Consider the following 15,382-nt stretch of genomic DNA (forward strand, 5'->3'; position numbering starts at 1 on the left):
CTTCAGCGCACCGGCTGGTCGATGGCGATCTCTCGCGAGACCGGGTCGAAGCGCAGCTTCACGGAGCGCCCCGGCGCGAAGTCGGCAATCTTTACCGGGCTGATCGGGGCGACCAGTTCGGTCTCGTAGGCGGGCGATCCATCCCCGGGCTGCACCTGCAGCTTGAGCCGCACGAGGATGTAGATGCGCTCGACCCGCGTGGCGGTGTCATGGCTCTCGAGCACCACGCCCACGGCCGGCTGGCCGGTACGAAGCACCCGCTCGGCGCGATCGGTGCCCATCACCTGGCGGTTGACCGTGCTCTGCGTGCCCATCACGCGAAAGACCTGGCGCTTGGCCACCGTGGTCAGCACGAACACGATCAGCGCGATGACGGCGATGGGAACGATCAGGTACCAGTACTTGGTGAACCACACGGCGAGAAGATCCAACACGTGCCCCGGTTTCAGAGATAGACGGTGATTCCCCTGGGGTTCACCTTGATCTGCGACAAGTCGATCTTCATCGCCCTGTTGTCCGCCGTGAAAACCGTCTGGGTGGTGGTGAACAGGCCCATCGCACCACTGGAGGAATACACGTCGAACTTGTTGATGGCGCCCGTGAGCGAGTAGGCATTGAACCCCAGGTTCAGCCCGGCAATGCTGGTCACCAGGCCGTTCACGAACAGCGAAGTGCCGTTGAGGCTCACGTTGATCCCGTTGATCCCCATGTTGAAGCCCTTGAAGGCAATGCCCCAGTCCGTGAAGGTCACCTTCTTGGCGGACTTGTCCTCGACATGGGGCGCATCCAGCACGATCTTGGTCGGCGACTTGACCGTGATGTCCGCCGCGGTGCTCTCCAGGTTCATGGGGCCATCGGTCGTCGCTTTCAGCGAGGTGGTCGCATGCACCTTCTGCGCGCCCTTGACGAGATAGTCCTCGTCGCCGTCGACCGTCACCTTCTTGCCCTTGGTTTCTTCGGTGTACAGGCCGACCACCTTGGTGGTCTGGGGACCGGCGATGTCTTCCTTGAGCGAGGTACCGATGATCCGCTCTTCACCGCTGTCGACCGTGTCCTTGCGCTTTCCGGTGACATGGATGGTCTGGTTGCCGATGACGTCGACCTGCTGGTCGCCGCCATCCACCTTGATGAACTGGTTGCCGCCGTTGACGGTGATCGTCTGCGGCCCGCCCTTGTTCACCGTCAGCGTGTGCGGCCCGTTGACCGTCTCGTCGAGCGAGGTGTTGGTCGTGTAGGTGTCCGCGCCTTCGATCAGCGTGTCGCGCGTGCCGTCCACGGTGTGGGTTTCGTTGTTCTCCACGCTGAGGCTGAAGTCCTTCTGCGCGTGCATCTTGATCGACTCGCTGCCGGGGTCGTCGTCGATCACGAAATGGTTGGCCAGCTCGCCGTCGCCCTTGATGGTGCGGCTGATGAAGCCGCTGACCGTCGCCTTGGCCGGCAGTTCGAGCGGCGGCATCTGGTCGGCGTTGTAGACACGGCCGATGATGATCGGCCGGTCGGGGCAACCGGCGATGAAGTCGACGATCACTTCCTGCCCCACGCGCGGGTGGTTCACCGCGCCGAAGTTCGAACCGGCCCAGGCGCTGGACACGCGCACCCAGCATGAGCTGTCCTCGTTGCGCTGGCCGTAGCGGTCCCAGCGGAACTGCACCTTCACGCGGCCGTACTTGTCGATCCAGATGTCTTCACCGGGCGGGCCCACGACCGTGGCGGTCTGCGGGCCATGCGTGGTCGGCATCCGCGTGACGCGCGGCGCGCGGAACGGAAACGACGTGGGCTGCACGTCGAAGTCGAAGCTGTAGAAACCGTCGGGACTGCCCGTCGCATAGCCGCCCTCGCGCAGGTTGTACGTGACCGAGACGATCAGGTATTCCTTGTTGTCCTCGTCACGCGGCGCGTTCTGCATGTCGAAGCGGTAGCCGGGCGCCATGCCGCGCACGTTGCAGTGGCCGGTGTCGACTTCGGCCTGCGCCTGCGCTTCCTCGAGCCGGATGCGCGCGTAGTGCTCGCCCTGCCCCGCGTCGCTGTAGCCGCCGAGCCACTCGTACATCTCGTAGCGGCCGTGGTCGTTCTCGCGCGGCTGGCTGCGCGTGTTGAGCAGGTCGGCCTTGGGCTTCTTGAAGTCGAAGTCGTCGACCACGTAGGTGCCCGGGCGAATCTCCTCGGTCACCTCCCACTGGTCGATGACTTCGCGGCCCGTCTCGCCCGCGCGATCGCTGGCGAGGTAGCCGATGCGCGGATAGCCCGGCAGCGTGTCGTGCGCACCCATGTCGTCGGCCAGCACCAGCGTGTGCTGGTTCTCGTCGTGCCTGAAGTAGTAGTAGATGCCTTCGTGTTCCATCAGCCGGCTCACGAAGGCGAAGTCGGTCTCCTGGTACTGCACCGAATAGTCGCGCTGGCGGTAGGTGGCGCTGAGCTTCTTCTCGAACGCGAACCCGTACTCGCCGAGCACTTCGTCCAGGATGTCGACCACCGACTTGTTCTGGAAGATCTTGCAGTCGCTGGTGCGCGTGAGGTACCAGAGCCACGGCCGCACGAGCGCCCGGTACACCACATAGCGCGACGAACTCTCTTCGCGCCCGATCATCGTGAAGCGCGTGATCTGCCCGTTGAGATAGCGCGGCGTCCCGTCGATGGTGACGATCTCGAGCGTGAGCGGCTTGCCGAGCACCGCCTTCATGTCGACGGAGGTGTTGGGGCTCAGCAGGTCGACTTCGAACTCGAAGAGCTCCGACAGCGCTTCCTTGCCGTGCATCGAACGGAACAGCAGCTGGTCCGGTGGAAGCGGCGTGTGTGCGGTGACGACTCTGGCCATGCGGTGCTCCCTTTCTTCGCTCAGTGTTCGGAAAATTCGTAGTGGAAGTCGTCTCCCGCCGCGCCCAGCCGCACGGCGGCGAGCTTGCGCGCACTGACCGTGGCGCCGATGACTTCCTCGCTCAGCCGCGGGAGGATCGTGTGCGTGAGGATCGCGTCGATCATCCGGCCACCCGACTCAATGGCCGTGCAGCGCCTTGCGACCAGTTCGACCGCGCTGTCGTCGTAGGCCAATGCAATGCCGTGGTTCGCCTGCAGGCGCGCAGCGATTCGATCGAGCTGAAGGCGGATGATGCGATGCAATGCTTCCGCGTGCAACGGGTAATAAGGCACTACAACCAGGCGGCCGAGCAGCGCGGGCGCGAACACCTTCAGCAGCGGCTCGCGCAGCGCGGCGGCCAGCGGCTCGGGGTCGGGCCGCAGGGTGGGGTCTTCGCACAATTGCATGACCAGGTCGGTGCCGACGTTGGAGGTCATGATGATCACGGTGTTGCGAAAGTCGATGTGCCGGCCTTCGCCGTCTTCCATCCATCCCTTGTCGAAGACCTGGAAGAAGATCTCGTGCACGTCGGTGTGCGCCTTCTCGATCTCGTCGAGCAGCACCACGCTGTAGGGCCTGCGCCGCACGGCCTCGGTGAGCACGCCGCCTTCGCCGTAGCCCACGTAGCCCGGAGGCGCGCCCTTGAGCGTGGAGACGGTGTGCGACTCCTGGAACTCGCTCATGTTGATGGTGACGAGGTTCTGCTCGCCGCCGTAGAGCGCCTCCGACAATGCCAACGCGGTCTCGGTCTTGCCCACGCCCGAGGGGCCGCACAGCAGGAACACGCCGACGGGCTTGTTGGGGTTGTCCAGCCGCGCGCGCGCCGTGCGGATGCGCCGCGAGATGGTCTCCAGCGCATCGGGCTGCGCGACCACGCGGGCCGAGAGAATCTCGCCGAGCTTGAGCACCGACTGCGCGTCGTCGCGCACCATGCGGCCGATGGGAATGCCGGTCCAGTCGGCCACCACGGTGGCAATGGCCTGGGCATCGACCGCCGCAAGAATGAGCGGCGACTCGCCCTGCAGCTGCACGAGCCTGTCTTGCGCCTGGGCAAGTTCGGCGCGGATCTCCTGCGCGGTCATCGCGGGCTCGGCATCCGACGTCTGCGCATCTTCCTGGGCATCTCCCGGGGCGTCGTCGGCCTGCGCCGGCACCGCCGCGGGCGAGAGTTGCTTGCGCAGCGCCACGATGCGCTCGACCAACGCACTTTCTTCCACGCGCCGCGTCTCCAGCAGCGCAAGCTCGGCCTGTGCCGCCGCCACCTCCGCCGCGATGTCTTCCACGCGCTGGTGCTCGCCCACGCCGATGGCCGCCTCGCGCCCCGCAATGCCCGACTCGATGCCCAGCACCTCGATGCGGCGTTGCAGGTCTTCGATGGCGGCCGGCAGCGCATGCTGGCTCAGCGCCACCCGCGCGCATGCCGTGTCGAGCAGGCTCACCGCCTTGTCGGGCAGCTGGCGCGCCGGGATGTAGCGGTGCGACAGGCTCACGGCCGCCTCGAGCGCGGCGTCGAGGATGAGCACGCCGTGGTGCTTCTCGAGCTCGGCCGAGATGCCGCGCAGCATCACCACCGCCTTCGGCTCGGTCGGCTCGTGCACCTGGATGGTCTGGAAGCGCCGCGTGAGCGCCGGGTCTTTCTCGATGTATTTCTTGTACTCCGACCAGGTGGTCGCGCCGATGGTGCGCAGCCGCCCGCGCGCGAGCGCCGGCTTGAGCAGGTTGGCCGCGTCGCCGGTGCCGGCGGTGCCGCCCGCGCCCACCAGCGTGTGCACTTCGTCGACGAACAGCACGATGGGCTTCGGGCTCTTCTCGACCTCGTCGATCACCTGCCGCAGCCGCTGCTCGAACTCGCCCTTCACGCCCGCGCCCGCCTGCAGCAGCGTGGGGTCGAGCACCCACAGCGACACGTCCTTCAGCGAAGGCGGCACGTCGCCGGCCGCGAGGCGAGAGGCCAGTCCCTCGACCACCGCCGTCTTGCCGACGCCGGCCTCGCCGGTCAGCAGCGGATTGTTCTGGCGCCGACGCATGAGGATGTCGATGATCTGGCGGATCTCGTCGTCGCGGCCGTACACCGGATCTAGCTCGCCCGCGCGGGCCTTGGCCGTGAGGTCGCTCGCGTACTTGGCCAGCGCGGAGCCGCCGGCCTGCGCGCCATCGCCCTGGTGCGCATTCGCCGAAGCCACGGCCGGCACGCCTTGCGCGGCGGCCGCGTCGTAGTCGTCTTCGGGCGAACCTTCGGTCCACGCCGCGAGTTGCGCCACCAGCACGTCGGGCACGATCTTGTCGAATTCGCGCGAAATGCCCGAGAGCACCTGCCGCAGCCCCGGCGTCTTGATGATGCCCGCGAGCAGGTAGGCGCCGCGGATGGATGTGGCCTCGAAGCGCAGGCTCGCATACACCCACGCGCGCTCGACCGCGTTGTCGACGTGCTCCGAGATGTCGCTGATCGAGGTGGCGCCGTGCGGCAGCCGGTCGAGCGCGCGCACCAGGTCGTTCTCGACCGCGTCGAGGTTCAGGCCCGCGCGCTTGATGATGCGCAGCATGTCGCTGTCCTGCAGCTGCAGTATCTGGTGCAGCCAGTGCACCAGCTCGACATAGGCGTTGCCGCGCAGCTTGGCGAAGGCGGTGGCGGTTTCCAATGCCTTGTAGAGCATCGGGTTGAGCTTGGAGAAAAGCGAGACGCGTCGGATATCTGTCATGAACTTGAGTCGGAGGGAGCCGCCGATGCGGAACGGGAAAACAATGCCTCGGGCTGGAACACCATGTCGCCCGCGTCGGTGTCCTGGAGGCGCGTGCCGAGCCAGCTGCCCCAGCCGAGTTGCTGCCCGCCGCCGAGCTGCATGCCGCGGGCGTCCTGCTTGCGCAGCAGGAGCCGAAGCTCCCACGCGAATTCGATGCCCACGTACTGGCGTACCCAGTCGACCACCTGCTGCAGGCGCCTGGTGCCGGGCAGAAGCTCCTGGAACTCCTGGTGCGACAGCGGGCCGAGCTCGACGCGGAACTTGCTCTGCGCATCGCGCACCGCGATGCCGACAGTGGCGCCGCCGCCCAGCCTGTGGTTGCGGCCCGAGTGGCCGAGCGTGCTGAGCTGGCGCTCGTCGATGCGCACCCAGTCGCTCACGAATTCCTCGATGCGCACGGGCACGTCGAAGTACAGCCGCAGGATCTGGATCAGGCCCTCGGGGTTGCGCGTCTGGCGCACGAGGTGGCCGGCCATGAACGTGCGCGCATGGTCGGCGATGCGGTCACGCCCCTTGAGGCCCGGCTGCCCCATGTTCATGAGGCTGGCGACGTAGTCGACGAAGCGGTGGCCGTCGGGGCGGTCGAGGCTGTTGACCGACTGCGCGTCGGCCCAGGCCCGGTAGAACAGCAGGATGAGCCGGTGATGGAACAGGTCGGCGAACGCGCTCAGCGTGTCGTCGGCATGGTGGCGCTTGCGCTCGCGCGCGTACTCGGTCATGTGCAGCGGCAGCGGGCCGTTGGGACCGAACAGGCCGAAGCCGTAGATCGAGATGCGCGGCGGACCGTCCTGCGATGCATCGACGCCCGCCACGTTCGACGGCGCGAAAGCCATCGAGGGTTCCTGCCCCAGGCGCAGCGGCTCGTCGATGGGGCGCGGCGCGCGGCCAAGCAGCGGATGGTCGCTGCGCGCATCGAGCCGGCGCAGCAGCATGAACAGGTCGTGCCCGAAAGGCTGGTCTACCAGCTGCGCCCAGAGCTCGGGGTCGGCCTCGGGCAGGCCGCGCGACACCGGCGTGGCTTGCAGGGGCTGCGGGACGCTGTAGCAGACATCGGTCGAGTCCTGCCCGGCCTCGCCGTCCCGCACCGGCAAGGCCCCCACGTCGTCGGTGAAGCCCTCTTCGCTCATACGGCGGGGCGGCGTCCGATGCGCGGGGTCCAGCGCGCGATTTCTCCGCGCTGCAGGCTGGACAGCGCGAACTCGGTGAATGCATTGAGCGACACGTGGCGGCTGAAGAACTGCTCCAGCACCGCGCCGAACAGGTACGGGCTCGCGCCGGAGAACGCGACCTCGTCGATCTTCAGCGCGATCTCCACGCCGCGCCCGAACACGATCGGCCCCGGTTCGGGCAGGCGGCGGAAGACCGGCGCCAGCGCCATCGAACGCACGCCCTGGATCTGCCGGCGCACGGCCGGATCGGCCAGGTTGCCATAAAGGTCGAGCATCTCGCGCAGCGCGGCTGCACCCTGCGTCGCGTCGACGTCGGTCAGGCTCAGGTAGTTGAGGCCGAGATGGCTGATGAGCCGCCAGGTGAGCGCGCCCTCGGCCAACGCCGGATAGGGTCGCGACGGCCCGCGCAGGATGCGTATCGAGCGCACCGGCGCCGACACGCGCAGCGTGAAATCGGACTCCAGCCCGGTCGGCAGCAGCAGCGGCAGGTCGCGGTTGGTGCACAGCGCGTCGAGCGTGATGTGGCGCAGGCTGTGCGGGAACGGCGCGTCATGCTGGTCGACCAGCGACACGTACACCTCGCTGCCGGTGTAGCTGGTGCGCGTGCCCTGTGCGCGGGCGCGGTCCGACACCAGGCGCGGCTCGCGGCGCAGCGAGAAGTAGGCGCCGAAGTCGCCGTCGTCCGCCGCGAACGAACCCAGGAAGGGCCGGAACTCGCGCTCTTCCGATCCGTTGGCCATGTGGCCGGTCACGCGCTCGACGGTGAAGATCTCGAAGTCGCGCGGCCGCGTGCGGTCGATGACCGCATGGTGCTCGTGCTGGCCAGGCCCGACCGGAATGCGGTCGCTGCGGCGCGGCACGAGGTTGATGATCGGCGTGCAGAACAGCGAGAAGTGCCTGGCATCGACCAGCCGCTCGAGGTCGGCATCGGCGCGGTCGAGCAGGATCACGATTTCCATCGTGTTGCCGCCCATGGCCTGTGCCGCCGCGCGCAGCTTGTTGACGCTGAAGAACAGGTAGCGGTCGGGGAAGGCGAAGTACTCGTGCAGCAGGCGGTAGCCCTGGAACGAGCGCGCGTCGTAGGGCAGCAGCGCCTGGTCGGGCGCGAAGCCTTCGTGGCGGATGGCATCGTCGCCGAGCGGCACGATGCGCGCGGTGCTGCCCGGGCCGCTGCGGCATACGGTGCCCACGGCATGGTGCGCCACGAGTTCGAGCACGCGCAGCGCATGCAGCTCGGCGCCCGACAGGAAGAACTCGAGCCGCTCCAGCGGCATCTCGGAGAAGCGCGCGCCGCCCACCGCTTCGAGCCGGATGGTGAGCGCGCTCTTCGCCTGGCGCGCAACCGCCGGCATGGCATGAGCGATTTCCGCCGGCACCGGGCCGATGCCGGCCTCGGCCACGCGCACGGGCCACAGCGTGACGGCGTGGCCGGTGCGGAACTCGCAAGCCGTCTGCTCGCCCTTGATCATGCGCCCGCGCAGGATGGTGTGGCGCGGCAGCTCGTAGCCGGCCTTCAGCGAGCCTTCGTTGAGGTTGCCGTCGATCTGCACCACGGCCATCGCGGGCAGCGGCGCGAGGAAGTTGGGGTACACCACCTCCAGCAGCCGCTGCGAGAAGCGCGGAAATTCCGCGTCCATCTTGAGCTGGATGCGCGCGGTGAGAAAGCTGAAGCCTTCGAGCAGGCGCTCGACGTACGGATCGCTGACCTCGATGCCGCGCATGCCCAGGCGGCCCGCGATCTTGGGATAGCGCTGCGCGAACTCGGCCCCGAGCTCGTGCATGTAGGTGAGCTCGCGGTTGTAGTAATCCAGCAGCCGCGCATCCATCAGTAGCTCACCCCCAGGCTTCGCGCACTTCGTGTCGCTACGCCTCCCCCCTCACCGGGGGCAACACCAGTGGCCCGGCAAAGCCGGTTCCACGGTGTTTCTTGAACAGAAGGCAAGAGCCACTGCATCACAACCCTCCCGTGGGCCGCAGCACCATGTGGCCGCTCTCCAGGTCCAGTTCGGAACGCAGGATGAATTCGATCGGATAGGGCACCGACCACAGCGTGCCGCGGATCTCCAGCGCAAGCAGGTTGTGGTGCTCGAGGTCGGTCGCGTCGGTCACGCAGCGTACGTCGATGCTGTCCTTCATGATGCGCGGCTCGAAGTCGATGATGGCGGCGCGGATGGCGGCCTCGACATCGGCGAAGTCGACCTCCGACATGCGCCCGCCGGCCCAGCCGCGCACGCCGTAGTTCACCACCGAGCGGCGCGCGCGCGGCATGGCGTTGATGTCGTGGTCGGCACCGAAGTTGGTGGTGTTGAGCAGCCACTGCAGGTCGCGCAGAACCGAGTCGCGCAGCAGCTTGCCGCTCATGAGGAACGCGCCGGCGCGCTCCTGCCGGCTCTGCGGCGCCTTGTCGGTCAGGCGGTCCAGCAGCACGGGCTGGAGACGGTCGCGCGCAACGCTTTCCTGCGACTCGCCGTCGATGCTGTTGTCCATCAATGCGCTCATGCGGTGGCGTCCTCGCGCGTGATCTCGATCAGCCGCAGGTCGAGCAGCGAATGGTCGCCGGCCTCGCTGATCAGCGTGCGCTGGCCGACGCCCGCGTATTGTTCTTCGCCGGCCAGCGGCAGCCAGTCGGTGCGGCGGCCCAGCGTGGTCTCGTCGTCGAGCCCTTCGAGGCTGCCCGGGTAGCGCACGGGCACCAGCCCGTTGAGCGCGCGGCCGTCCTGCAGTTCGATCTCGGCCGGCGCCCACAGCAGGTCGACCAGGTGCTGGGGACGCGAGAACTTGATGCGGCGTACCTCGGGAAGCGGCAGCCATGCGTAGCCCGAAGGCGTGAGCAGTTCCAGCACGGGGCCGATGCGGACGTCGCCGTCGCACAGCCATTCGAAATCGCTGCGCTGCACGGGCTCGCCGTCGAGCGCCTGTACGGCGCGGGCGTCGGAGCGGTCGACGCCGGTCAGGGCGCCGCGCAATGCGGGTGCGTCCTGGCGCGCGCTCTCGCGCAGGGCCGCGGCCTCCTCGGCGCGCTCGGCCGGCAGGGCGGCGGCGGCAACGAGCTGCTCCACCCATTCCGCGTTGCCGCCGACGATGGCCGGCGCGCGTCCGCCGGCCCAGAATTCGGCGCGATGCCGTTCCCCCGCGAGCGCCATCGAACATGTGACGCTGGCGGGCGTGAACGTGGGATCGAGCTTGGTGGCGAGCTTGAGCTGGTCTTCGGCCCGCTGCCACTCACCGCGCAGCGCAAGGAAGTGGCACAGGGCGAGCCGCAGGCTGGCGTTCTGGGGATCGGCGCGGATCTGCCGCTGTACCCATTCGGTGTGCTCGGCCACGGAACGTTCGCCAAGCACTGCAAACCCATCGCCCATGAAGTGTCCTCATTGACTGACCGGCACCACGGCGCAGGGCCGTGGCGCGAGAAAGAGGGAAAGGGAAAAAAGGCGGCCGCGCGGGCCGCCGAAGGAAATCAGGCTTCCTTGTTTTCCTTGATGTTCCAGCCCAGCACCGTCTCGGCGCCCTTGCCGCCCTTGTCGGTCTGTTCCCAGTACTGCTGCTTCACCTTCGCGGCCTGGAAGGCGTACTGCACGAACACCGCGTCGGAGCCCTGCTCGGCCGTGTACTGCACCGAGGTGACGAGCACTTCTTCGAGCGTGACGCGCGTGTATTCGATCTGCGAGCCGCCGGCCTTGCAGACCGACACCTCGACCTTGCTCAGGTGCTTGCCGCTGGCGCAGTTCTTCATGACCGAAGGCGCCGCCTTGTCGATGCGCGCGAGCACCTGCAGGTCGTTGAAGCTCGCCTTGCCCACGCCACCGCCACCGCCGCTGACCATGTTTCCAGGCTGCGTCGCTCCCCATGCAAACGACTTGATGTCGGTCCAGTCCTTATGGTTCGAATCCTTCGATTCGCCGTTTGCACCTTCGACGCGCATGAACATGTCTACTGCCATGATTAACCCCCAAAGTTATTTGCGCCCGGATTCGGGACGCTGTTGAATTAGCTGCTGTCCTTCTTGTTGGATGGCAGCTTCGAAACCAGCCGCAACGACACCGTCAGCCCTTCGAGCTGATAGTGCGGCCGGAGAAAAAACTTGGCAGCGTAGTAGCCGGGGTTGTCCTCGATGGCTTCCACCTGGACCTCGGCCGCCGCCAGCGGCTTCATTGCCTTCGTGTCCTGCGACGAGGTGCCGGGGCTGCCGTCGACGTAGTTCATGATCCAGTCGTTGAGCCAGCGCTCCATGTCCTCGCGCTCGCGGAACGAACCGATCTTGTCGCGCACGATGCACTTCAGGTAGTGCGCGAAGCGGCAGCAAGCGAACAGGTACGGCAGGCGCGCCGCAAGGTTGGCATTGGCCGTGGCGTCGGCGTCGTAGTACTCGGCCGGCAGCTGCAATGACTGCGCGCCGATGAAGGCCGCGAAGTCGGAGTTCTTGCGGTGCACAAGCGGCATGAAGCCGTTCTTGGCCAGCTCGGCTTCGCGACGGTCGCTGATGGCGATCTCGGTCGGGCACTTCATGTCCACGCCGCCGTCGTCGGTCGGGAAGGTGTGGGTGGGAAGGTTCTCGACCGCGCCACCCGATTCGACGCCGCGGATGGACGTGCACCAGCCGTACTGCTTGAACGAGCGGTTGATGTTCACGCCCATCGCATAGGCCGAGTTGGCCCAGGTGTAGCGGTTGTGCGCGGCGGAGTCGGTCTCTTCCTCGAACTCGAATTCATCGACCGGGTTGGTGCGCGCACCGTACGGCAGGCGCGCCAGGAAGCGCGGCATGGCCAGGCCGATGTAGCGCGCGTCTTCCGAATCGCGCAGCGAGCGCCAGGCCGTGTGCTCGGTGTTCTGGAAGATCTTGGTCAGGTCGCGCGGGTTGGAAAGCTCCTGCCAGGAATCCATCTGCATCACCGTGGGCGACGCGCCCGCGATGAACGGGCAATGCGCGGCGGCGGCGATCTTGGCCATTTCGCCGAGCATCTCTACGTCGGGCGGGCTGTGGTCGAAGTGGAAGTCGCCGATCAGCGCGCCGAAGGGCTCGCCGCCGAACTGGCCGTACTCGGCCTCGTAGATCTTCTTGAACAGCGGGCTCTGGTCCCAGCCGATGCCCTTGTGGCGCTTGAGCGAGCGCGCGACTTCCCGCTTGGAGGCGCACATCACGCGGATCTTCAGCTGCTCGTCGGTCTCGGTGTTGTTGACGAGGTAGTGCAGCCCGCGCCATGCGCCTTCGAGCTGCTGGAAGTCTTCGTGGTGCAGGATCTGGTTGATCTGCTCGGACAGCTTGCGGTCGATCTCGGTGATGATGGCCTGCACCGAACGGTAGGCGTCGTTGGAGATGGTGACCGTGTTCTCCAGCGCCTGCACGGCGAGCGTCTTGACGGCGTTTTCCACCGCCTCGCGGGCCTGGTCGGTCTTGGGCTTGAACTCGCGCTGCAGCAGGTCGGAGAACTCGTTCGGCTCGAGCGCCTCGACGGTGGCCTGTGCGCGGGCGGCGCCTTGCTTGGGTGCGGTACTCATGGTGGCGATGTCCTTGCTGCGAGCGCTTATTCGGAAGAGTTGCCGGGCGTGGCGGTGCCGACCTTTTCATTGGCAGCTTCCACGGCCTTGGCCACCGCGGGGTTGGGCGCGGAAGCCAGCGACTTCAGCAGCGCCGGGTTCTGCAGCGCCTGCGCGATGAGCTGCTCGGCACCGTTCTTGCCGTCCATGTACGACAGCAGGTTGGACAGCTCCGTGCGTGCTTCGAGCAGTTGCTGCAGCGCGTCCACCTGCCGCGCGATGCGCGCGGGCGAGAAGTCGTCCATGCTGTCGAAGGTGATGTCGACGTTCATCTGGCCCTCGCCGGTGAGCGTGTTGGGCACCTGGAAGGCGACGCGCGGCTTGATGGACTTCATGCGGTCGTCGAAGTTGTCGATGTCCACCGGCATGAACTCGCGCTCGGCGAGATCGGGCATCGGGTCGATCTGCTTGCCCGCGAGATCGGCGATGACGCCCATCACGAACGGCAGCTGGATCTTGCGCTCGCTGCCATAGATCTCGACGTCGTACTCGATCTGCACACGCGGCGCGCGATTGCGCGCGATGAACTTCTGACCACTGTTCCTGACACGGTTGTCTGCCATAAGCGTCCTCTTGAATCTGAAATGCGTGCGGATCTCACCCTGCCGCGCGCCGGCACACAGCCGCGCGGCACCCTTGCCTTTTTCCTCTTACTGCGTGCCGCTCCCGCCGTTGAGCGGACGCCCCGCGAGGCTTTCTATTTTTTGCAATCCCTCGGGCACGAGTTCTTCGATGATCTGGAAGAAGTTGAGCTCCAGCAGCCGCTGTGCGCGACGTATCAGCATGGGCGACGGATGGCTTGGCTCCGTTCGCTCCAGGTACTGGCAGGCTTTCTCCAACAGCACTTGCACATCATCACGACTGGATATTTCAATATCTTTAATGCGGACGGCGCGTAGTCCTATGCCGACATTTTCGGCAGTACCGTTCGGCATCGGCTGCAACTGCTCATTCGCCTGCGTACCCGCTGTGGAGTGGGACGCAATGGGGTCGGCCTGGTCTGGCTGCGACTGTTCGGGCAACAGCTGGACCACGGTACGCAGCGATCGTTCGAGCCGCGAGAAGTCGGGCGCCCAGCTCTGGCCGAGCGCACGTTCGGAGGTCTCTCGAATGCGCTGCAGCAGTTCGAGCGCCTCGCGCAATGCCACCACGGGCGGCGCCGCCTTCTCGTGCGCGCGGCGTGCGGCGTCGCGCAGGCGGCCGATGCCGCCGGGGTAGTCGATCTGATCGGTCTTGCTCGAATCGAGCAGCGCTTCGACCTGCCGCAAGGTCATGGATGCGCCACCGTCGTCGAGCAGCCGTGCATCGCGCACGCTACGCCCGAGCCCTTCGGCCTCGGTCAGCGCGGCCAATGCGTTCATGCGCGGCAGAGGATCTTCGAAGCCGTCGTCGATCACGCGCGGATGCACGTCGTCCCAGAATTTCTGCAGTACCGCATCGACGAGCTGCAGGCCTTCGACATAGCCGGGCAGGCCGCGGCTCTCGGTCCAAGCCAGCGTGAGCGGCACCAGCACGCGAAGGTCTCGCGTCCGCGTGCACAGCTGCCTGGCGATGCGCTCCACGCGCGCCCAGTCGGGCGGCTCGGCGGGAATGATGGTCGTGCCGAACTGCTGCTCGCGCTTGCCTGTCGTTGCCTGTTGCAACGCCATGAAGTCGGGGTCGTACTCCAGGTCTTCACCGCACGGATGCGGGCCTTCCACAGGCGACTGCAATAGTTCGATCTCGCTTTGCGACAACCTCAACTCCCTGTTCAACCATTCTTAAGGCTCGGTATCTTGAGGGGAAGCCAACGCGTGGTCAACAACAACGGAGTGCAACGTACTGTCTCTGAATCACAAAGGAGTACAACTTCTCGAAAACATCAAACAGAACGCCTACAACTCCGAAGACAGCAACCCACGCGCACCCAAATTGCGCATCAACGCACTGATACCGAAAGTCCACATCGGCGCCTGGTCCGCATGAACCACGCGATTGACCAGTGCACCCAGCTCCGGCGCGGCAATGCGCACACGGTCGCCTACGACATGGGTGAATCCTTGCCCGGGCCCGTGACGATCTTGTGTCGGAGCGAACATGGTTCCCAGAAACAACATGAATCCGTCGGGGTAACCGTGATTTTTTCCCACTGTTTGCGAAACAAGATCCAGCGGGTCTCGGCTGATCTTCGACAACGAACTCGATCCCTGGAGCGTGAAGCCTTCGGGGCCCGTCACTTCCAGCGCAACGGTGATGCGCCGCACGTCGTCGATGCCGAAGTGCGCATCGAACAGCCGGATGAAAGGACCGATGGCGCACGACGCGTTGTTGTCCTTCGCCTTGCCGAGCAGCAGCGCGCTGCGGCCTTCGAAGTCGCGCAGGTTGACGTCGTTGCCCAGTGCGGCACCGAGCGTTTCGCCGCGGCTGTTCACCGCGAGCACGACCTCGGGCTCGGGGTTGTTCCACACCGAGCCCGAATGGACGCCGACGTCGGCACCGGTGCCCACGGCCGCAAGCACCGGCGCCTTGGTGAAGATCTCCGCGTCGGGGCCGATACCGACCTCGAGGTACTGCGACCACACGCCCTGCGCGATCAGTACTTCCTTGACCTTCATCGCTTCGGGCGAACCGGGCACGATGTCGGCAAGGTTGTCGCCGAGCACGCCGCCGATGGCCGCGCGCGTGGCCTCGGCCTTCGATGCATCGCCGCGCGCCTGTTCCTCGATCACGCGCTCCAGAAGGCTTGCAACAAAGGTCACGCCGCTGGCCTTGATGGCCTGCAGGTCGCAGGGCGCGAGCAGCCAGGGCTTGGCCGCGTCGCGCACGCTCTCGTCGCTGTTGGCAATGGCTTCGTCGAGCGATGCGATGCGCGGCGCGCCCTGCAACGCACGGCGAACGGCCTCTGCAGGCGATCCCTTGGCTTCGAGCAGGTCGCTCATGGTCGGCGCGAGCTTCGACAGGTCGTACAGGCTGCCGTCGTGCACGCCCACGAGCACGGGGCCGACGCCCGGTTGCCAGAGGCGCCCGACGAGGGTGGCGCGCTCGGCGTCGCTGGGGAGGCTGGAAGAAGCGGAGAGGTTCAGTGGCATGGCGTGATGTCTCTT

12 protein-coding genes are annotated in these 15,382 nt (G+C 66.5%); all 12 read right to left on the reverse strand.

Annotated elements, in window-relative coordinates; all coding sequences use genetic code 11:
- Positions 1-2: 2 nt before the first annotated feature.
- Positions 3-434, reverse strand: a complete 432-nt coding sequence (locus tag C4F17_RS17815) for a hypothetical protein (protein WP_159053675.1) — start codon at positions 432-434, stop codon at positions 3-5.
- Between the two features lie 11 nt (positions 435-445).
- Positions 446-2,815 (reverse strand): type VI secretion system Vgr family protein, encoded by a 2,370-nt coding sequence (locus C4F17_RS17820; RefSeq protein ID WP_106936134.1) that lies wholly within the window; start codon positions 2,813-2,815, stop codon positions 446-448.
- 20 nt (positions 2,816-2,835) lie between these two features.
- Complete coding sequence (gene tssH, locus C4F17_RS17825) at positions 2,836-5,553, reverse strand: type VI secretion system ATPase TssH (RefSeq protein ID WP_106936135.1); 2,718 nt, start codon at positions 5,551-5,553, stop codon at positions 2,836-2,838.
- Complete coding sequence (gene tssG / locus C4F17_RS17830; RefSeq protein ID WP_106936136.1) at positions 5,550-6,722, reverse strand: type VI secretion system baseplate subunit TssG; 1,173 nt, start codon at positions 6,720-6,722, stop codon at positions 5,550-5,552. Before tssG ends, tssH begins: the two co-directional genes overlap by 4 nt.
- Complete coding sequence (gene tssF / locus C4F17_RS17835; protein ID WP_081268114.1) at positions 6,719-8,590, reverse strand: type VI secretion system baseplate subunit TssF; 1,872 nt, start codon at positions 8,588-8,590, stop codon at positions 6,719-6,721. The genes tssG and tssF overlap by 4 nt, the downstream gene beginning before the upstream one ends.
- Before the next feature lie 127 nt (positions 8,591-8,717).
- A complete protein-coding gene (gene tssE, locus C4F17_RS17845) occupies positions 8,718-9,263 on the reverse strand; it encodes a type VI secretion system baseplate subunit TssE (RefSeq protein WP_106936137.1) in 546 nt (181 codons plus the stop codon).
- Positions 9,260-10,123, reverse strand: a complete 864-nt coding sequence (locus C4F17_RS17850) for a type VI secretion system accessory protein TagJ (protein WP_106936138.1) — start codon at positions 10,121-10,123, stop codon at positions 9,260-9,262. The genes tssE and C4F17_RS17850 overlap by 4 nt, the downstream gene beginning before the upstream one ends.
- Positions 10,124-10,221: 98 nt before the next feature.
- A complete protein-coding gene (locus C4F17_RS17855; protein WP_081268111.1) occupies positions 10,222-10,704 on the reverse strand; it encodes an Hcp family type VI secretion system effector in 483 nt (160 codons plus the stop codon).
- A 47-nt stretch (positions 10,705-10,751) separates the two neighbouring features.
- On the reverse strand, positions 10,752-12,260 hold the full coding sequence (gene tssC / locus C4F17_RS17860) for a type VI secretion system contractile sheath large subunit (RefSeq protein WP_081268110.1): 1,509 nt from the start codon (positions 12,258-12,260) through the stop codon (positions 10,752-10,754).
- Positions 12,261-12,286: 26 nt separating this feature from the next.
- On the reverse strand, positions 12,287-12,862 hold the full coding sequence (tssB, locus tag C4F17_RS17865) for a type VI secretion system contractile sheath small subunit (RefSeq protein ID WP_081268109.1): 576 nt from the start codon (positions 12,860-12,862) through the stop codon (positions 12,287-12,289).
- An 87-nt stretch (positions 12,863-12,949) separates the two neighbouring features.
- Positions 12,950-14,041, reverse strand: a complete 1,092-nt coding sequence (gene tssA / locus C4F17_RS17870) for a type VI secretion system protein TssA (RefSeq protein ID WP_106936139.1) — start codon at positions 14,039-14,041, stop codon at positions 12,950-12,952.
- Positions 14,042-14,173: 132 nt separating this feature from the next.
- Entirely contained in the window at positions 14,174-15,367 is a 1,194-nt protein-coding gene (locus tag C4F17_RS17875) for a fumarylacetoacetate hydrolase family protein (RefSeq protein WP_106936140.1), read from the reverse strand.
- Positions 15,368-15,382 lie beyond the last annotated feature (15 nt).

Source organism: Variovorax sp. PMC12 (assembly GCF_003019815.1).
Lineage (GTDB): Bacteria > Pseudomonadota > Gammaproteobacteria > Burkholderiales > Burkholderiaceae_C > Variovorax.